General features: G+C 64.9%; 14 protein-coding genes and 1 pseudogene. 6 read left to right on the top strand and 9 right to left on the bottom strand.

The annotated features are described in order from the left end of the window. The 3 genes from QZ213_RS09395 to QZ213_RS09405 all read right to left on the bottom strand — a co-directional run. The coding region (locus tag QZ213_RS09395; RefSeq protein ID WP_291685792.1) for a PAN domain-containing protein at nt 1-419 on the bottom strand (419 nt) is incomplete at its 3' end. Between the two features lie 191 nt (nt 420-610). Next, on the bottom strand, nt 611-1981 hold the full coding sequence (locus tag QZ213_RS09400; protein ID WP_291685793.1) for a glutamate--cysteine ligase: 1371 nt from the start codon (nt 1979-1981) through the stop codon (nt 611-613). A gap of 96 nt (nt 1982-2077) precedes the next feature. Continuing rightward, nucleotides 2078-2566 (bottom strand): MarR family winged helix-turn-helix transcriptional regulator, encoded by a 489-nt coding sequence (locus QZ213_RS09405; RefSeq protein ID WP_291685794.1) that lies wholly within the window; start codon nt 2564-2566, stop codon nt 2078-2080. Between the two features lie 236 nt (nt 2567-2802). On the opposite strand from QZ213_RS09405, the gene gstA reads away from it, so the two are divergent. Further along, nucleotides 2803-3417: a glutathione transferase GstA gene (gene gstA / locus QZ213_RS09410; protein WP_291685795.1), complete on the top strand. Its 615-nt coding sequence runs from the start codon at nt 2803-2805 to the stop codon at nt 3415-3417. A 103-nt stretch (nt 3418-3520) separates the two neighbouring features. Here gstA and QZ213_RS09415 read toward each other — a convergent pair whose 3' ends face one another. From QZ213_RS09415 to QZ213_RS09430, 4 genes are all read right to left on the bottom strand, one after another. Beyond that, nucleotides 3521-5737, bottom strand: a complete 2217-nt coding sequence (locus tag QZ213_RS09415) for an FAD-dependent oxidoreductase (RefSeq protein WP_291685796.1) — start codon at nt 5735-5737, stop codon at nt 3521-3523. Nucleotides 5738-5858: 121 nt separating this feature from the next. Beyond that, entirely contained in the window at nt 5859-7067 is a 1209-nt protein-coding gene (locus QZ213_RS09420; RefSeq protein WP_291685797.1) for an acetyl-CoA C-acetyltransferase, read from the bottom strand. Between the two features lie 78 nt (nt 7068-7145). Beyond that, nucleotides 7146-8936, bottom strand: a complete 1791-nt coding sequence (locus QZ213_RS09425; RefSeq protein WP_291685798.1) for an acyl-CoA dehydrogenase C-terminal domain-containing protein — start codon at nt 8934-8936, stop codon at nt 7146-7148. A 112-nt stretch (nt 8937-9048) separates the two neighbouring features. Then, nucleotides 9049-9468 carry a nuclear transport factor 2 family protein gene (locus QZ213_RS09430; protein WP_291685805.1) on the bottom strand — a complete coding sequence of 140 codons (420 nt, stop codon included), beginning with the start codon at nt 9466-9468 and terminating at the stop codon, nt 9049-9051. A gap of 140 nt (nt 9469-9608) precedes the next feature. On the opposite strand from QZ213_RS09430, the gene QZ213_RS09435 reads away from it, so the two are divergent. The 5 genes from QZ213_RS09435 to QZ213_RS09455 all read left to right on the top strand — a co-directional run bounded on the left by QZ213_RS09435 (nt 9609) and on the right by QZ213_RS09455 (nt 16713). Then, a complete protein-coding gene (locus tag QZ213_RS09435) occupies nt 9609-10211 on the top strand; it encodes a PadR family transcriptional regulator (protein ID WP_291685799.1) in 603 nt (200 codons plus the stop codon). Nucleotides 10212-10459: 248 nt separating this feature from the next. Then, nucleotides 10460-13858 carry a hypothetical protein gene (locus QZ213_RS09440; RefSeq protein WP_291685800.1) on the top strand — a complete coding sequence of 1133 codons (3399 nt, stop codon included), beginning with the start codon at nt 10460-10462 and terminating at the stop codon, nt 13856-13858. Between the two features lie 130 nt (nt 13859-13988). Beyond that, on the top strand, nt 13989-14789 hold the full coding sequence (locus tag QZ213_RS09445) for a hypothetical protein (protein ID WP_291685801.1): 801 nt from the start codon (nt 13989-13991) through the stop codon (nt 14787-14789). 209 nt (nt 14790-14998) lie between these two features. Continuing rightward, on the top strand, nt 14999-15925 hold the full coding sequence (locus QZ213_RS09450) for a sulfite exporter TauE/SafE family protein (protein ID WP_291685802.1): 927 nt from the start codon (nt 14999-15001) through the stop codon (nt 15923-15925). Further along, a complete protein-coding gene (locus QZ213_RS09455) occupies nt 15922-16713 on the top strand; it encodes a TIGR02186 family protein (protein WP_291685803.1) in 792 nt (263 codons plus the stop codon). Before QZ213_RS09450 ends, QZ213_RS09455 begins: the two co-directional genes overlap by 4 nt. Nucleotides 16714-16842: 129 nt before the next feature. Here QZ213_RS09455 and pdeM read toward each other — a convergent pair whose 3' ends face one another. After that, nucleotides 16843-17556, bottom strand: coding sequence for a ligase-associated DNA damage response endonuclease PdeM (gene pdeM, locus QZ213_RS09460; protein WP_291685804.1), 714 nt, complete (start codon nt 17554-17556; stop codon nt 16843-16845). 17 nt (nt 17557-17573) lie between these two features. Continuing rightward, nucleotides 17574-18617: pseudogene (locus tag QZ213_RS09465) on the bottom strand (DNA ligase-associated DEXH box helicase); the annotation flags it as partial.

The following is an 18617-nucleotide window of genomic DNA, read 5'->3' on the forward strand; positions in this document are numbered from 1 at the left end:
CAGGCCGCCTTGCAGGCCTCGTCGCCCTCGCCTTGCTTGAGTCCGAAATTGCGGTAGTCGCCGCCGAACCGGTCGATCGAGGTCTCGACCGCGTTGTTGCGCAGCTCCACCACGCCGGCGCCGCGCACGCCCGAGACGCAGCAATCATCCTGGACGCGCGGGGGCACGCTGTTCTTCAGCCAGCACACCGCGCCGCCGGCGGCATCGTTCGGATAGTTGAAGCTCCAGGCCCGGCAGCGCCGGTCGCGCTCGCACACCAGCGCGCAATCGGCCGGATCGCCCGAAGGCACCGGCGAGCTCAGATAGTCACTGCCCGGACGATCGAAACTGGCCTGCGCCAGCGCGGGTCGCGCGGCGACCGCGGCCGCCACGACGGCAAGCGTCGCCAAACACGCTCTGAGCAGGCGGCCTCCCCACATTCGCGATGACTTTCAACTAGTTGGTCGCCCCGCCGCTGGCGGATTGCCATTTGATCGCCACGAACCTGTACGGCGGATGAACGGTGTCTGCGCCTGCGGCGAAAAGGGCGGTTCGCGGCCGGAGCATGATCTCTTCGCAAAAACCGGTGCTACCCCCGTCAATTCCGAGGGCATGCTTTTCGGATCATGCTCTAAAATGCGTATTCGTCATAGGCCGGTTCCACCGAGCCATGCCAGGCCCCGTGGAATTTCTCCAGCATCTCCTCGGCCGGCGTCCGTCCCGAATCGATAATCCGCTCCAGCGGCTCGAGATGTCGGCCCTCGTCTCGGCCGAGGTGATCGACACGGCCGCGCCGGCGCAAGCCCGAATGCGCCACCGCCAGGCATTCCTTGGCGATTTCGAACAGATAGCGATCCTTGATCTTGGCCTTGAAGCCGAGGCGCGGCACGTCGTCGCGCAGCGCCTGACGCTCGTGCGCAGTCCAGTGCCTGGCGATATCCCAGGCGGCGTCCAGGCTGACATCGTCGTAGAGCAGGCCGACCCAGAACGCCGGCAGCGCCGGCAGCCGGCCCCACGGCACGCCGTCGGCGCCGCGCATTTCCAGATAGCGCTTCAGCCGCACCTCGGGGAAAATCGTCGAAAGATGGTTGGCCCAGTCCGACAGCGTCGGACGCTCGCCGGGAAATGCGGAATTCCTGCCGTCGAAGAAATCGCGGAACGACGATCCGGCGACATCGATATATTCGTCGCCGCGCTTGATGAAGTACATCGGCACGTCGAGCGCATAGTCGACCCAGCGCTCGAACCCCATGCCGTCTTCGAACGCCCAGGGCAGCATGCCGGCCCGCGCATTGTCGGTGTCGCGCCAGATTTCGGAGCGGAACGACAAAAAGCCGTTGGGCTTGCCTTCGGTGAACGGCGAATTGGCGAACAAAGCGGTCGCGACCGGCTGCAGCGCCACCGATACCCGGAGCTTCTTGACCATGTCGGCTTCGGAGGAGAAGTCGAGATTGGTTTGCACCGTGCAGGTCCGGTACATCATGTCGATGCCGTATTTTCCGACCTTCGGCATGTAGTTGGTCATGATCTTGTAGCGGCCCTTGGGCATCATGGGAATCTGCGCGCGCGACCATGACGGCGTCATGCCTAACCCGAGAAAGCCGATGCCGAGCGGAGAAGCGATCTCGCGCACCTGCGCCAGATGCGCCATCAGTTCGGACTGGGTCTGGTGCACGGTTTCGACCGGCGCGCCGGACAGTTCGAATTGCCCGCCCGGCTCCAGCGAAATCGCGCCGCCGCCGGTGACATCATACAGCCCGATGATGTTGCCGCGCTCCATGATCGGCTCCCAGCCGAGTAGAAGCTGCATGCCTTCGAGCAGCGCGCCGATGCCGCGCGCGCCCTCGTAGGGAACGGGATGATGGCCTTCGAGCGTGAACGGCGTCTTCTCGTGTTCGGTGCCGATCCGGAATTCCGAAGGCGGCTTCACGCCCGCTTCCAGCCACGCCACCAATTCGGCGCGCGATTGCAGCGGCGTCATATCGATCTGGTCACGCGCCATAAGAATTCCGGGTGAAAGGCGCTTCGACGGAACGCGCGCGGTGTCGGGGGTATCCCCGAACCGACCGGTCCGGGGATGCGAGTGGTGAAAAGAATATCATCGGGCGGGCGCGCCGTCTCTTGCGGCGAGCAGTTGCGCCTCGCCGCAGGAGCAGCCCAGCCGGTCGAGCAGGCCGCAGAGCTTGGCGGCATCCGCATCGGACAGCTTCGAGCCAACGTGCTTTTCGATCGCGGCCGAATAGGCGCTCCACATCTTCTTCTGCAACTCGCGTCCGGCCTCGGTGATTTCGACGAACTGGCCGCGCTTGTCGATCTTGCATTCGCGCCGCGCTGCCAGTCCCTCGTCCACCAGCCGGTCGATCAGCCGCGAGGTCGAGTATTGCGGGATCAGCATCTGCTTTTCCAGTTCCACCGGGCGCATCTCTCCCGACGGCGCGCGCGACAGTTCGAGCAGCGCGTCATACCAGGCGAGCGGCGGAAAGCCGGACTTCTTCAAATCCTGCTCGACGGCGTCCAGCACCCGGCTCTGGACCCGCATCAGGCGGATCCAGGCGGCGGTCGCCTCGGTCGATGGTTTGCGCTTCATGTCAGGGCTCTTTAGATGACAAGGGATTGTAGCCTACTTAATGCAGCTGCATCAATCTTGACTATTCAATGCAGATGCATTTAGTCATCCAACAGCGTTTTCAAGCGGAGCGGATGCCGCTTCGCGTGAAGAAAGCGTAACGAAATAGAGATTTGGAGCCGGACCGGTTCTGGTCCAGTCAGGATCGGCCGGGCGGTAGCGCCCATAGCCAATCATCCGAGGGAAGGAAAATTCCGATGAAACTGTATTATTCGCCTGGAGCCTGTTCGCTTTCGCCCCATATCGCGCTGTGCGAGGCCGGCCTGCCCTATGATCTGGTCAAGGTCGACCTCAAGGCCAAGAAGCTCGAGAACGGCGACGACTTCCTCAAGATCAACCCCAAGGGCCAGGTGCCGGCGCTGGCGCTGGACTCAGGCGAGCTCATCACCGAAGGCCCGGTCATTGTGCAGATGATCGCCGACAAGGCCGCGGGCAAGAATCTGGCGCCCGCCCGCGACAGCGCCGAGCGCTACAAGCTCCTGGAGTGGCTCAACTTCGTCGGCACCGAACTGCACAAGAATTTCGGCCCGATGTTCTCGCCGGTGCTGGCCGACGACGCCAAGGCCTTCTTCAAGGACCGGGTGATGGGCAAGTTCAAGTATCTCGACGGCGTGCTCGCCGGCCGCGACTATCTGATGGGCAAGCAGTTCAGCGTCGCCGACGGCTATCTGTTCACGATGCTGGCCTGGGCCGACCGCATGAAGTTCGACCTCTCCGCGATGCCGAACCTCCTGGCCTACAAGGCCCGCGTCGGCGCCCGCCCGATGGTGCAGCAGGCGCTGACCAAGGAAGGCCTGATGAAGGCGGCGTGAAGTTTTGCCGAACTCGAAACAGAAGGGCCGGATCGATGATCCGGCCCTTTATTACTTCGAACGGGGACGACGAGATATTTGCGCCCGCGTTTAACGGCGCGTCTTACGCCGCCGCCATCTTCTTCGGCGGGAAGCGGCCGTAGAAGGTCTCGCCCTTGGCCGCCATCTCTTCCAGCAGTTTCGGCGGGGTGAAGCGGGAGCCGTATTTGCCTTCGAGCTTGTGGCACAGTTCGACGAACTTCTTGGTACCCATGAAGTCGATATAGGACAGCGTGCCGCCGGTGAACGGCGCAAAGCCGAAGCCGAGGATCGAGCCGACATCGGCCTCGCGCATGTCGGTGATGACGCGATCCTCGACGGTGCGCGCGGCTTCCACCGCCTGCACCACCAAAAAGCGCTGCTTCATCTCCTCGATGTCGAGCGTGTCGGGGTCGAGATGCTTCGGCTGCAGGCCGCTCAATTCCGACCACAGGCTCTTCTGGCCCTTGCCCTTCTCGGGATAATCGTAAAATCCCTTGGCGTTCTTGCGGCCGAAGCGGCCCTGCTTTTCGACCATCTCGACCAGAAGCTTCTTCTGGGCCTGGTCGACGGCGTTGGCGCCGAGATCGGCTTCCGTCGCCTTCATGATCTTGAGCACGAGGTCGAGCGCGACCTCATCGGACAGCGACAGCGGCCCGACCGGCATGCCCGCCATCTTCGCGGTGTTCTCGATCATCGCCGGCGGCACGCCTTCCATCAGCATTTCGAGGCCCTCGGCGGTGAAGCGCAGCACGCAGCGGTTGGCGAAGAAGCCTCTGCTATCATTGACCACGATCGGCGTCTTGCCGATCACGCGGACGTAATCCAGCGCGGTGGCCAGCGCCGTGTCGTTGGTGTTCTTGCCGACGATGATCTCCACCAGCATCATCTTCTCGACCGGCGAGAAGAAGTGGATGCCGATGAACTTGCCCTGGTCCTTGAACTCCTCGGCCAGCGAATTGATCGGCAGCGTCGAGGTGTTGGAGGCAAAGATCGCATCCGGCTTCAACAGCGGCTGCGCTTTGGCGTAGGTCTCCGCCTTCACTTTCCGATCCTCGAACACCGCTTCGATGATGAGGTCGCAGTCCTTCAGCACGTTGTAGTCGGCGGTCGCGCTGATGCGGCCGAGGATGGCCTCGCGATCGCCTTCCTTGGCGCGGCCCTTCTTGATGAGATCGTCGATCACGGCAGCCGCGTGGCCCTTGCCCTTGTCGGCGCTGGCCTGGTCGCGGTCGATCAGCACCACGTCGATGCCGGCGCGCGCCGAGACGTAACCGACGCTGGCGCCCATGAAGCCGGCGCCGATGATGGCGAGCTTCTTCACCTTGGTCGGCGGCACGTTTTGCGGACGCCGCGCCCCCTTGTTCAGTTCCTGCATCGACAGGAACAGGCTGCGGATCATCGCCGCCGCTTCCTTGGAGCGCAGGATCTGGGTGAAGTAACGCGATTCGACCCGCAACGCAGCATCGATCGGCAGCTGCAGGCCCTCGTAGACGCAGCTCATGATCGCGCGCGCCGCCGGATAATTGTCGTAGGTCTCGCGGCGGTAGATCGCGTTGCCGGCAGGGAACATCATCATGCCGGCCTTGGAGAACACCGGACCGCCCGGCAGCTTGAAGCCCTTCTCGTCCCACGGCGCGACCGCCTTGCCGCCGCTCTTGATCCATTCCTTCGCCGCCTTGATCAGATCGGCTGCCGGAACGATGGCGTGGATCAGATTAAGCGCCTTGGCCTTGTCGAGGTTGATGGCCTCGCCCTTCAGCAGCAGCTGCATGGCATCCTGCGGCTGCACGATGCGCGGCACCCGCTGGGTGCCGCCGGCGCCGGGGAACAGCCCGACCTTGATCTCGGGGAGGCCGAGCCGGGTCTTCGGATTTTGCGCGGCGACGCGGTAGTGGCACGCCAGCGTGAGTTCAAACCCGCCACCGAGCGCCAGCCCGTTGATCGCGGCGACCCACGGCTTGCCCGAAGTTTCGATATTGCGAAACACCTGCGAGAACCGGCGGCTCTGGTCGAACAGCACCTGGTTGGCCGCGACCTCGCCCTTGGCCTTCAGCATGTCGGCATATTGGTGGCTCATGCCCTCGAGCATTGACAGATCGGCGCCGGCGCACAGCGCTTCCTTGCCCGAGGTGATGACGACGCCCTTCACCGCGGCATCGGCGGAGGTCTGTTTCACGATCTCCTCGAGTTCGGTGACCGAGGTTTCGTCGAGCACGTTCATCGACCGGCCCGGGGTGTCCCAGGTCACCAGCACAATGCCGTCGGCGTCGGTCTCAACTTTGAAATTCTTGAAGGCCATGTTGTCGCTCCCAATTCGATCGCTGCGCAGGGCGGGCAAGGGCGCGCGCTTCGCGCAGTGCCTACCATTTCATTCAGTGCTAGTGATGGTGGGCACGCTTTGCCTTGCCCACCCCTACGGCTTAGACTCTTTCGATGATGGTGGCGGTGCCCATGCCGCCGCCGATGCACAGCGTGACCAGGGCGGTCTGTTTGTTGGTGCGCTCGAGCTCGTCGAGCACGGTGCCCAGGATCATGGCGCCGGTCGCGCCGAGCGGATGGCCGAGCGCGATCGCGCCGCCATTGACGTTGATCCTGGCGGGATCGATGTCGAAAGCCTGCATGTAGCGCAGCACCACCGAGGCGAAAGCCTCGTTCAACTCGAACAGATCGATGTCCGACTTCTTCATGCCCGAGCGTTCGAACAGCTTTTCGGTGACGTCGACCGGACCGGTCAGCATCATCGCCGGCTCCGAGCCGATATTGGCGAAGGCGCGGATCTTCGCCCGCGCCTTCAGGCCGTGCTTGTTGCCGGCTTCCTTGCTGCCGAGCAGCACCGCGCCGGCGCCGTCGACGATGCCAGAGGAATTGCCGGCGTGATGCACGTAATTGATGCGCTCGATTTCCGGATGCGACTGGATCGCCACCGCGTCGAAGCCACCCATCTGCCCCATCGCCACGAACGACGGCTGCAGCTGGCCGAGCGACTGCATGGTCGTCGTCGGCCGCATGTGCTCGTCCTTGGCCAGGATGGTGAGGCCGTTGACGTCCTTGACCGGGATCACCGAATTCTTGAAGCGGCCCTCGTCCCAGGCCTTCGCGGCGCGCTGCTGGCTCTGCACCGCATAGGCGTCGACGTCGTCGCGTGAGAAACCGTATTTGGTTGCGATCAGGTCGGCGGAAACGCCCTGCGGCATGAAGTAGGTCGGCACCGCGATCGAGGGGTCCATCGGCCAGGCGCCGCCGGAGGCGCCGATGCCGACGCGGCTCATCGATTCGGCGCCGCCGCCGATCGTGAGTTCATGCTGGCCGCTCATGATCTGGGCGGCGGCGAAGTTCACGGCATCGAGGCCGGAGGCGCAGAAGCGGCTGATCTGGATGCCGGGCACGGCTTCGCCGAGGCCGGCGTTCATGGCCGCGAAGCGCGCGATGTCGGAGCCGGCCTCGCCGACCGGATCGACCACGCCGAGGATGACGTCGTCGACTATGTCCTCCCTGAGGTTGTTGCGTTCCTTCAGCGCCTTCAGCGGCGCGGTGGCCAGCGCCACCGCGGTGACCTCGTGCAGCGCGCCATCGGGCTTGCCGCGGCCGCGCGGCGTGCGAACGTGATCGTAGATGAATGCCTCAGGCATGACGCCCTCCTGGTATGAGGATCATAATATATCGGCGGATCGGGAAGCTGTAGCGGGCCTTTGGGAGCGTTTCTGCGGTCAGAACGCTTCCGCGGCCAATTCCATGGTGGTCGCGCATCCGGTCTGGATGCGGGCGAGATGAACCGATGTTTCCGGCAGCATGCGTTCCATGAAGAAGCGGCCGGTCACCAGCTTGGTGGTCAGATAGGGCGTCGCGCCGGTGGCTGCAATCTTGTCCTGGGCCACTTTCGCCATCCGCGCCCACATAAAGGCGAACGTGACGAGGCCGAACAGCTGCATGTAGTCGGTGGCGGCCGCACCCGCATTGTCGGGCTTCATCATCGCATTCTGCATCAGCCAGGTGGTAGCCTGCTGCAGGTGACCGAGCGCGGTGCTCATCGGCGCGACATAGGGCTTCATGGCTTCGTCCGCGCCGTGATCCTTGGCGAACGCCGCCACTTCGCCGAAAAACGCCATCACGGCCCGGCCGCCGTCGCGCGGCAGTTTGCGACCGACCAGATCCAGCGCCTGAATGCCGTTGGCGCCCTCATAGATCATGGCGATGCGGGCATCGCGCACGAATTGCTCCATGCCCTGTTCGGCGATGTAGCCGTGGCCGCCATACATCTGCTGCGCCAGCACCGCGTTGGAAAATCCGACGTCGGTCAGAACGCCCTTCATGACCGGCGTCATCAGCCCCATGTGGTCGTCGGCCTCTTGGCGATCCTTGGGATCGCTGGAGCGGTGGGCGACATCGCTTTTGAGCGCGGTCCACACCACCATGGCGCGGGCCGCCTCGTTGAAGGCGCGGATGGTGAGCAGCGTGCGGCGCACGTCGGGATGGACGATGATCGGGTCGGCCGGTTTGTCCGGCGCCTTCGGCCCCGACAGCGAGCGGCCCTGCAGACGGTCGCGGGCATAGGCGACCGCGTTCTGGTAGGCGACCTCGGATTGCGCCAGCCCCTGCACCGCGACGCCCAGCCGGGCCTCGTTCATCATCACGAACATGCCCTGCATGCCCTTGTTTTCCTCGCCGATCAGCCAGCCGGTGGCGCCGTCGTAATTCATCACGCAGGTGGAATTGCCGTGAATGCCCATCTTGTGCTCGATCGAGCCGCAGGTGACGCCGTTGCGCGCGCCCAGCGAACCGTCGGCCTTGACCAGGATTTTCGGCACCACGAACAGCGACACGCCCTTGATGCCAGCGGGCGCACCCTCGATGCGGGCGAGCACCAGATGGATGATGTTGTCAGCCAGGTCATGCTCGCCGGCGGAAATGAAGATCTTGGTGCCCGATATTTTGAAGCTGCCGTCGGCCTGCTTGACGGCTTTGGTGCGCAGCAGGCCGAGATCCGTGCCGCATTGCGGCTCGGTGAGGTTCATGGTGCCGGTCCATTCGCCGGCCACCATCTTCGGCACGAACATCTTCTTCTGTTCGGGCTTGCCGTGCACCATCAGCGCCGCGGTGGCGCCCATCGTCAGGCCGCCATACATCGAAAACGCCATGTTCGCCGAACACTGGAATTCGTTGACCGCCTGGCTCAGCGTCACCGGCAGACCCTGCCCGCCATATTCCGCCGGCGCGGACAGACCCAGCCAGCCGCCTTCGGCGACCTGCTTGTAGGCTTCCTTGAAGCCCTTCGGGGTGGTCACGCTGCCATCGTCATGACGGGTGCAGCCTTCGAGGTCGCCGACTCGGTTGAGCGGCTGCAATACTTCTTCCGCCAGTTTCGCGGCCTCGCCCAGGATCGCCTCGCGCACATCGGCGGAGGCGTCGGAAAAGCCGGGGAGATTGTCGTAACGGTCGATCTGAAACACGTCGTTGAGCAGGAAATTGACGTCTTCCACGGGGGCTTTGTAGATCGGCATGGGCTTCCTCTCAGCTCGCTGGCGGCTCCTTTAGGGGAGTTCATGCAGCGCAGCAATCGCTCAGTTCCTGGAATTGACCTTACCCGGTTCGGGCGATCCGGGGCAGTTAGTATCAAGCCGGCGGTTGCGACTTTGCGACGCCGGTATCGCTTCGCGCCATCGACAGTTGTTCTCCCATCAGCCGATGCAGCAGGTTGATCGCCTTGAGCGGACGCACCATCACCTTGAAATGCGTGATGCGGCCGTCATCGCTGAAACGGATGATATCGACGCCGTTGATCCTGATCCCGTCGATCTCTTTTTCGAACTCGAGGACCGCGCCGCTATCGCTGCGCCATTCGCCGACATAGGCGAAGCCCGGACCGCCCAGCACCGTTTCCGCACTCGACAGATACTTGAAGGTGATGTCGCGGCCGCGTTGCGGCGTATGCACGACAGGGCTTTCGAACACGGCGTCCGGATGCAAGAGATCCCAGAGCGCCGCGCGATCATGGGATTTCATGTAGTCGTACCATTTGTCGAGGCCGGTCATGCTCATTGGACGTCTCCTGTGGGTGAAAACGACTCGAACGGCAGAGGGAAAGGTCCGGGGGCAATCGATATGCATATTGACGCATATGCGCTTTTATGCATAAAGTCAACGCTCAGCCTTTGTTGGAAGGAGGTCGTGTCGTGGCGCTGGGTGACGCAATCCTTGCATGCCTGACCGAACGTCCGATGACGGGCTATGAGCTCGCCAAGACGTTCGATTCATCGATCGGGTTCTTCTGGAAGGCCAATCATCAGCAGATCTACCGCGAGCTATCGCGGCTTCGGGACCGTGGCCACGTCCAGGGCCGCGAGGTCGTGCAGTCGGGCAAGCCCAACAAGCTGGTCTACACCCTCACATCAGAGGGCCGCGCCGCGCTGAAGCACTGGGCGGCCCGGCCGAGCGTCCCGCCGTCGATCAAGGACGATCTCCTGGTGCGGCTGTGCGCGCTGGACAGCATCGACATCGAACCCTTGCGCGCCGACCTCATGGCGCGACAGGAATACCACCGCGATCGTTCCGCCCGCTACGAACGCATTCTCAACAAACTCTTTCCCCACGGCGCCGTCTCGGCGGCGGATACCGGCAAGTTGCTCGGGCTTCGCATCGGGCTGCGTCATGAGCGTCTGGTGGCGGAGTGGTGCGAAGAGGCCCTCGATGCCTTGTCCGCCGTCGCCAATCCCGGGAATGTCGTGCCGCTCGACGATGGCGCGCGCGACAACAAGGGACGCGCCGACGCGTCCTGACCGCGCTCGATATCGGTTCCTCGCCGCGGCTGCCCGGCGGCCGTTCCCGGCCAAAACCGCATCGATTTCGTCCTGCTGGTAAACTTACTGCTCAACGGCGCGAAACCTTAACCCGTTATTTACCGTAACGCGAAAAAGTCGGGATCTGAGGCAGACGACCTGCACGGAATCCGATTGTCTTTCGATCGGGACGCGCGGGGAGGCTGGAGGCGCAGGTGGAGCGCCGAAGTCTGGAACCGGACGAAAGCATGAATTCGCGCGTATCGTGGAGTGTCGAAGGCATCGATCCATCCGTCCGCGAGAGGGCCGAGGCCGCTGCGCGACGCGCGGGCATGTCGCTGAACGACTGGCTCAATTCCACCATCGGCGCTTCCGTGCCTCCGGATTTCCGCACTCCTCCCGACCAGCGCGTGATGGCGCCGAGCCGGGAGAGCCGCGACGTCGCCGATATCCATCAGCGGCTGGATTCCATCACCCGCCAGATCGAGCAGATTTCGCAGCCCAAGCCGCGCAGCGATATAGCCGCGCGCAGCGATATAGCGCCGCGCAGCGATACACCGCGCATCGACATGTCGCGCAGCGAGGCTCCCAGCAACGACGCCGCCCCGCGCAGCGAGCAGGCCGTCGCCAAGCAGCTCAACGACGCGATCTCCCGCCTCGACGCGCGGCTGGCGCAGATCTCGGCCCCGCAAGCACCGCGGCAGGCCGAGCAGGACAAGCAGCGCCAGGCCGAGATGGTCGAGCGCGCCGCCGCCCAGGTCTATCGTCCCTCCCCGCCGCTCAGCCCGGCCTCGTTCGATTTTGCGATCGCGGAAATCACGGCGCGCCAGAGCGAACTCGATGCTCCGGCGCCGCGGCAGATGCCGCCGCGCAGCGCGCCGCCCACCGCACCTGTCATGGCGCCCGCGATGGCGCCGCCTCCGATGGCGCCGGCCGCGGCTCCGGGCCCGGATTTTTCCTCGCTCGAACGCCATCTGTTCAAGATCACGAGCCAGATCGAAGCGCTGCAGCGTCCCGACGGGATCGAGCAATCGATCGTCGCGTTCCGCTCCGAGCTGGCGGAGATCCGTATCGCCATCACCGAGGCGATGCCGCGCCAGGCGATCGAATCGATCGAAAACGAAATCCGCTCGCTGTCCCGCCGCATCGACGAAACCCGCCACGACGGCATCGACGCAAAGGCGCTGGCCGGCATCGAACAGGCCTTGAGCGAAATTCGCGAAGTGCTGCGTTCGCTGACGCCGGCGGAGCAATTGGCCGGCTATGACGAGGCGATCCGCAATCTCGGCGCCAAGCTCGACCTGATCCTGCGCGCCAACGACGATCCCTCCACCGTGCAGCAGCTCGAAGGCGCCATCGCAGCCCTGCGCGCCATCGTCTCCAATGTGGCCTCCAACGACGCGCTGGCCCGGCTCAGCGACGACGTGCACACCTTGTCGTCCAAGGTCGATCAGCTTGCCAGCTCCGGAAACAGCAGCGATTCCTTCGCGGTCCTCGAACAGCGCATCGCGGCGCTGACCTCGACGCTGGAAAGCCGCGAACGCCCGGCGGCAGGCGAAAATACCGAACAGCTCGAAGGCGCCTTGCGGGCGCTGTCGGACCGCATCGACCGCATGCCGGTCGGCAACGACAACGCGTCGGCTTTCGCCCATCTCGAGCAGCGTGTGACCTATCTGCTCGAACGGCTGGAAGCCTCGACCGACAGCCGCCCCTCGCTCGATCTCGGACGGGTCGAGGACGGGCTGCATGAAATTCTGCGCCATCTGGAAAACCAGAACGCGAGCTTCGCCGCGATGGCCCAGAACAATCGCGACAGCACCGAGCCCGCCGACAACGGCCTGATCGATGTCGTCAAGCGCGAATTGTCCGACATCCGCTTCAGCCAGACCGAAGCCGGCCGTCACACCCAGGATTCGCTCGAGGCCGTGCACAGCACGCTCGGCCATGTGGTCGACCGGCTGGCGATGATCGAAGGCGATCTGCGCGCGGTTCGCACCCAGCCCGTTGCGCCGGCGCCGGAAGCCGCCCCCCCGCAGGCCGCCGCCGCGCGCGACGCGCTGCCGCCGCAATCAAAACCCGAATTGCCCAATCCCGCCGCGGCGCACGAACACTTCGCCGCGGCGCCGCGGGAATTCCAGGCCGTGCCGCCGCCGATTCCGGTTGCAGCCGTGGTGACGCCGCGCGCCATCAGCGAAATTCTCGAGCCGCACACGCAGACGCGCACCCCGATCGAGCCGGACCTGCCGCCCGATCACCCGCTCGAACCGGGCACGCGGCCGACCGGCCGCACCGCCTCGCCGTCGGAACGCATCGCGGCTTCGGAAAACGCCATCAGCGATATCCCCGCGGCCAGCCGCGAGAAGAGCAGCGAGAAGGTCAGCACATCGAGTTTCATTGCCGCCGCCCGCCGCGCGGCCCAGGCCGCCGCGGCCGCGCAACCCGCTGACGGCAAGGGCACCCGCGGCTCGGTGAAGAAACCCGCCGGCGACAAGGCCAAGGAGGGATCGTCGATCACCTCCAAGATCAAATCGCTGCTGGTCGGCGCGAGCGTGGTCGTGATCGTGCTCGGCACCTTCAAGATGGCGATGTCGCTGCTCGATGGCGGCAGCCTGCCGGCGATACCTGCGATGGAGAGATCGAGCGCGCCTCCGGCTGCGGCTCAACCGCCCGCGGAGGACAGCGCCAGGCCGGCGATGCCGGATCCGGCAGCGCCCTCGATGACCTCGCCGACGCCGATCGGCCGGCAATCGCTCAATACCCCCGCGACCAGCGACCCCGACAGCGCGGCCTCGGTTGCGATCCCGCAAGGCTCCTCGGCGTCCGCAGCCTCGCCGGTCACTTCAAACGATATCACGGGCGCGATTCCGGCTCCGCAGATGACCTCGACCGGCAGGAAGCTCGGTCAGGTGCAGGTGCCGCCGAGCGAGAGCCTGCCGGACGGCATCGGCGGTCCGGTGCTGCGCGCGGCTGCGCTGAAGGGCGATCCTGCCGCGGCCTATGAGGTCGGGCTGCGTTTCGCCGAAGGCAAAGGCCTGCCGCCGAATTACGACGAAGCCGCAAAATGGTACGACCGCGCGGCCCAGGCCGGTGTGGTGCCGGCGATCTTCAGGCTCGGGACCTTCTACGAAAAGGGCCTCAGCGTGAAAAAGGACGCCGATATCGCGCGGCGCTATTATCTGCAGGCCGCCGAGCGCGGCAACGCCAAGGCGATGCATAATCTGGCGGTGCTTGACGCCGACGGCGGCGGCAAGGGCGCCAACTACAAGAGCGCCTCGCAATGGTTCCGCAAGGCCGCCGATCGCGGTGTCGCCGACAGCCAGTTCAACCTCGGCATCCTCTACGCCCGCGGCATCGGCGTCGAACAGAACCTTGCCGAATCCTTCAAATGGTTCAGCCTGGCGGCGGCGCAGGGCGATGCGGATGCCGCGCGCAAGCGCGACGATATCGCCAAGCGGCTCGATCCCCAATCGCTGGCCGCGGCCAGGCTCGCGATCCAGACCTTCACGGCCGAACCCCAGCCCGACGACGCCGTCAACGTGGCAAGCCCGGCCGGCGGATGGGACTCCGCGCCGGCGCAGGCGCAGGCCAAACCAGCCAAGCCCGCGGCCAAGCCGGCTGCGACCAAGCGAACCGCCAGCGCGCATTGACGCGATGGCGGCATCGCCATCATATTCATTCCCGACAAGACCTTACAGACAAGCGCGTCGCCAAACCTGCGCAAGCGATAGCCGCCCGGCCGGTTCGACGGCCGAGAGTTTCAACGCCGGGGGAAATCACTTGTCCTTCGATGATCGGCACAACCAGGCGACTGGTTTCCGAAGCTCGCCGACCGGACCTCGGGTCGCACCGCCGCCTAGACCAGTCGATCGGCCCGCGGCGCGGCCACTGCTTGCCATCCGCAGCAAGCGGCATTTGTGGTCGGCCGTGCTCTTCGTTCTCCTGGTGAGTGGCGTCGGCATCCGCGCGTATCGGGATCTGTCGAGGCCCGAGGCGTGGGCCTATTGGAAAGAGTCGTATCTCGGCCCGAAGATGACTTCGGCGCTGACCAATGTCGATTTCGACGGCCCGGGCCATGGCCGGCACGCGCTCGCGATCAGCGGGGAAATCGGCGCCGCCAGCGCGAACTGGTTCCGGGACAGGCTCGACGAGGGCCACCTCGCGGCCGGCGACGCCGTGGTGCTGTCGTCGCCGGGCGGCGACTTGAACCAGGGCATTATCATGGGCGAAATCATTCGAGCCCGCGGACTGGTGACCGTCGTCGGCGTCGTCGACGTCTCGGGTCAAGTCCGCCCTGCCTATTGTGCCAGCGCCTGCGTGCTCGTCTATGCCGGAGGCCAGACACGCTATGGCGTGGAGGGTTCTATGCTGGGGATACACCAGTTTGAGGCTACGGCTCCGCTGCGCGACCCCGTCGCTTCCACCCAGCGCATTGCGGGCTTTTTGTTGGGGTACATGACGAAGATGGGCGTGTCCCCCGCCGTCGTGCAGGCGATGTCTCAAACCAGGGACATCCGCTGGCTCGGCGTGAGGGAAGCCGCGGCGATGAACCTCGTCACCGAGCCGCTCGGGAAGCCCTGAGCCACGGCCCCTTAATCGCAATTATTCACCACATCCGGAGGTGCGCGGCGGGCCGCGTCAAAAAAGCCGCCTGGCGCGGGATTCTTTAGTCCCTCCGAAGGGCGAATTCGGTTATGCAGGGGGACGTCGATCCCACTTGCTCGATCAGGAAACCAAGCCGCGAGCGGTCCCGGCCAGCCTCACGGCTCAATCAAAAAAAGCGGACGCGCGTGCAGCTTTACCTTCCGATCGCCGACATACCGGTCAACGTTTTCCTCATCCTGGCGATGGGCGCGGCGGTGGGTTTCGTGTCTGGCATGTTCGGCATCGGCGGCGGGTTTCTGATGACGCCGCTCTTGATCTTCATCGGCATCGCGCCCGCCGTCGCGGTCGCCTCCGTCGCCAGCCATATCGCGGCCTCGTCGTTTTCCGGCGCGCTGTCCTACTGGCGCCGCCGCGCCATCGATCCGGCGCTGGCGCTGGTGCTGCTGAGCGGCGGCACGATCGGCACCATGCTCGGTGTCTGGACTTTCACGCTGTTGCGCTCGCTCGGCCAGCTCGATCTGATGATCGCGCTGTCCTATGTCGTGCTGCTGACCACCGTGGGCGGACTGATGTTCTGGGAAGGCCTGCGCGCCCTCTTGCGCGTCCGCCGCGGCGTGGCGGTGCCGTTGCGCCGCTCCGGCAGCCATGGCTGGATTCACGGCCTGCCGCTGAAGATGCGTTTCAAGCGCTCCAAGATCTATTTGTCGGTGATTCCGGTGGTCGTGGTCGGAATCATCATCGGCTTCATCGGCGCGGTGATGGGCGTCGGCGGCGGCTTCATCCTGGTCCCGATCATGATCTATCTCTTGCGGGTGCCGACCGCGACCGTGATCGGCACCTCGATGGTGCTGACGCTGGTCACCATGCTGTTCGCCACGCTGCTGCACGCGGCTACCAACCATCTGGTCGACGCCGTGCTGGCGCTGATCCTGATGGTCGGCGGCGTCACCGGCGCGCAGTTCGGCGCCCGCGCCGGCCAGAAGATCCGCGGCGAACATCTGCGGCTGTTGCTGGGGCTACTGGTGCTCGCGGTCGGAATCCGCTTCGCGATCGAACTGGTGCTCCGCCCCGACGATCTCTTCACCATCCGGGAAACCGGAGGCGCCGGATGATCAGGCGCGCTTTGCTCACCATGGTCGGCGCCGTGCTGGCGCTCGGCGCGCTTTTGCCGCCACCACCGGCGCGCGCGGAGCGGCTGATCGTGTCGGTCTCCAACCATCGGGTCACGGTGACGCCGAACTATTCCGGCGAGGAGCTCGTGCTGTTCGGCTCGGTCGAAAAGGACGCCTCTACCCCCGCCACCCGCAACACCTACGATCTCGTGGTCACCGTCTCCGGACCCCGCGCGAACATGGTGACACGCCGCAAGGAGCGCAAATTCGGCATCTGGATCAACACCGACTACCGCCAGTTCCTGGAAGTGCCGACCTATCTCGCCTTGTTTGCCAACCGGCCTTTCGACGCCATCGCTTCGCCCGACGTGGCGCGGCGGCAGCAGCTCGGGCTCAACAATGTGCTGCTGACCCAGCGCGTCGGGCCCGACTATGCCGACGTGGTGCCGAACGATGCGTTCCGCCGCGCCTTCGTGCGGCTGCGCAGCGAACACGGCCTCTATCGCGAAGACACTTCCGCGGTCACCTTCCTCACGCCGACGCTGTTTCGCACCGGCATTCCGCTTCCGGGCGAAGTGCCGATCGGCACCTATGGCGTCGAGATAAAACTGTTTTCCGACGGCGCGCTGGTGACCAAGACCGACACCGCGTTCGAGATCGTCAAGGTGGGTTTCGAGCAGTTCGTCGCCACCACCGCCCGTCAGAACGGCCTCGCCTATGGATTGATCACCGCCTGCATGGCGCTGATGACTGGCTGGATCGCCTCGATCGTATTCCGCAAGGATTGATGCACGCCTCATTGTGAGGAGCGCGCTCTTGCGCGCGTCTCGAGGATGGCAACAGGCGTGCGAGCGTCCATCCTTCGAGTCGCGACCAAGTGACCGCTCCTCAGGATGAAGCCGATGGATAGGCGACATTCAATAGCAGCGCGAGGCGGCGATGGTGTGCAGTCTGGCATCGCCGAGCACATGGGCCATGAAGCCCAGCGTCTGGAATATTCTTGAAAATGCCGCGTCGCGGATGCTGAGGCCTCCGGCGTAGGCGCCGAATGCCGGCATCACCGCGCGTTCGCCGTCGCTCGCAAAACACCGCCGCTCCATCGAGCGGCCCCGCGTCGACACCCGCGCCTTGGGGTGCAGGTGCCCCGCGATTTCGCCAACGGCACCGGTCGGCTCGTGCCGGAAAGCGATCGGTCCGATCGCGACTTCGCCGGCGACCACACCGCCGAGATCGGGCGGCAGCGCCGGGTCGTGATTGCCTGAAATCCAGATCCAGTCGCGCCGCGCCTGCAGGCCCGCGATCGCATCGCGGTCCGGTGCGGACAGCCGGCCATGAGCCTCGCGGTCATGAAAACTGTCGCCGAGCGCAATCACCATGCGCGGATCGTGCCGCGCGATCACGGCGCTGAGGCGTCCGAGCGTCGCTACCGTATCGTAGGGCGGCAGCAGCACGCCGCGCGCGGCGAAACTGGAGCCCTTTTCCAGATGCAGGTCGGAGACGACAAGCAGGCGCTGCGCTTCCCAGAACAGCGCGCCGGAGAGATCGGCGACGAACGTCACTCCCGCGACATCGACGGTCGAGATGCGCGCGGCGGATGGTTCGTCGTCCAGGGAGTACGCGCGTGCCGTCACGGTCTGTCCAGTCGCCTCTATCCAGTCGCCTCTTTGACCAGTTCCTCGGCGGCCTCCGCCAGCAACTCGTCGGATGCTTCGCCATAAACCGCTTCGCGGCCGATTTCCAGCATCACCGGCACCGCAAGCGGCGAAATCCGGTTGAGTTCCCTGTAGGCGATTCGTCCCTTGATTCGAAGCAGCATATCACTGAGCCGGCGAATATCGAGCAGCCCGGTGGCGGCATCGGCGCGCGCCGCGCGCAACAGCACATGGTCGGGCTGGTGCTTGCGCAGCACGTCATAGATCAGGTCGGTCGAGAACAGCACCTGCCGCCGGGTCTTTTCCTCGCCGGTGAAACGTCGGGCGATCAACCCGGAAATGATGGCGCAGGTGCGGAAGGTGCGCTTCATCAGCGCGGATTCCGCCAGCCACGCCTCGAGATCGTCGCCCAGCATGTCCGGATCGAACAGCGCGTCGAGATCGAGTCTTCCCTGGCGGATCATGAACGACATGTCGCCGAGCGACCATACGGCGAGCGCATATTCATTGGCGACAAAGCCGAGCGGCCGGGCGCGGGCGCGCTCCAACCGCCGCGTCAGCAGCATGCCGAGGGTCTGATGCGCTAGGCGCCCCTCGAAGGGATAGCAGACAAGATAATGCTTGTTGGCGCGCGGAAAGGTTTCCACCACCAGTTCGCGCGCGCCGGGGACGCGCGACAGGTGCGCCTGCAACGACAGCCAGTCGCGGACCTGATCCGGCAGGGCGTTCCAGGCGCGCTTGTCGGCAAGCAGGTTGCGGACCCGTTCGGCCAGATAGGTCGAGAGCGGAAACTTGCCGCCCATATAGGACGGCACTTTTGCGTCCTTGTCGTTGGCGCGGGAGACGTAGACCTGATCCTCGGCCAGCGCCTCGTAGCGAACGACCTCGCCGCCAAAGACAAACGTGTCGCCGACCACCAGGCCTTCAATAAAGTATTCCTCGATCTCGCCGAGCATCCGCCCTCCGCGCCCCAGCGCGCCGGTCGATCCAGTGTTTCCCTTTGCGCCGCGCGAGCGCACCAGCCGCACCTTCAGCATCGA

The organism is Bradyrhizobium sp. (genome assembly GCF_017881085.1).
Taxonomy (GTDB): domain Bacteria; phylum Pseudomonadota; class Alphaproteobacteria; order Rhizobiales; family Xanthobacteraceae; genus Bradyrhizobium.

What these genes read in the sequence shown, in the direction of transcription:
- QZ213_RS09400 (WP_291685793.1), bottom strand. Translation starts at nt 1,981, where the DNA reads ATGGCGCGTGACCAGATCGATATGACGCCGCTGCAATCGCGCGCCGAA.
- QZ213_RS09415 (WP_291685796.1), bottom strand. Translation starts at nt 5,737, where the DNA reads ATGGCCTTCAAGAATTTCAAAGTTGAGACCGACGCCGACGGCATTGTG.
- QZ213_RS09425 (WP_291685798.1), bottom strand. Translation starts at nt 8,936, where the DNA reads ATGCCGATCTACAAAGCCCCCGTGGAAGACGTCAATTTCCTGCTCAAC.
- QZ213_RS09455 (WP_291685803.1), top strand. Translation starts at nt 15,922, where the DNA reads ATGATCAGGCGCGCTTTGCTCACCATGGTCGGCGCCGTGCTGGCGCTC.
- QZ213_RS09405 (WP_291685794.1), bottom strand. Translation starts at nt 2,566, where the DNA reads ATGAAGCGCAAACCATCGACCGAGGCGACCGCCGCCTGGATCCGCCTG.
- QZ213_RS09420 (WP_291685797.1), bottom strand. Translation starts at nt 7,067, where the DNA reads ATGCCTGAGGCATTCATCTACGATCACGTTCGCACGCCGCGCGGCCGC.
- QZ213_RS09430 (WP_291685805.1), bottom strand. Translation starts at nt 9,468, where the DNA reads ATGACCGGCCTCGACAAATGGTACGACTACATGAAATCCCATGATCGC.
- QZ213_RS09440 (WP_291685800.1), top strand. Translation starts at nt 10,460, where the DNA reads ATGAATTCGCGCGTATCGTGGAGTGTCGAAGGCATCGATCCATCCGTC.
- gstA (WP_291685795.1), top strand. Translation starts at nt 2,803, where the DNA reads ATGAAACTGTATTATTCGCCTGGAGCCTGTTCGCTTTCGCCCCATATC.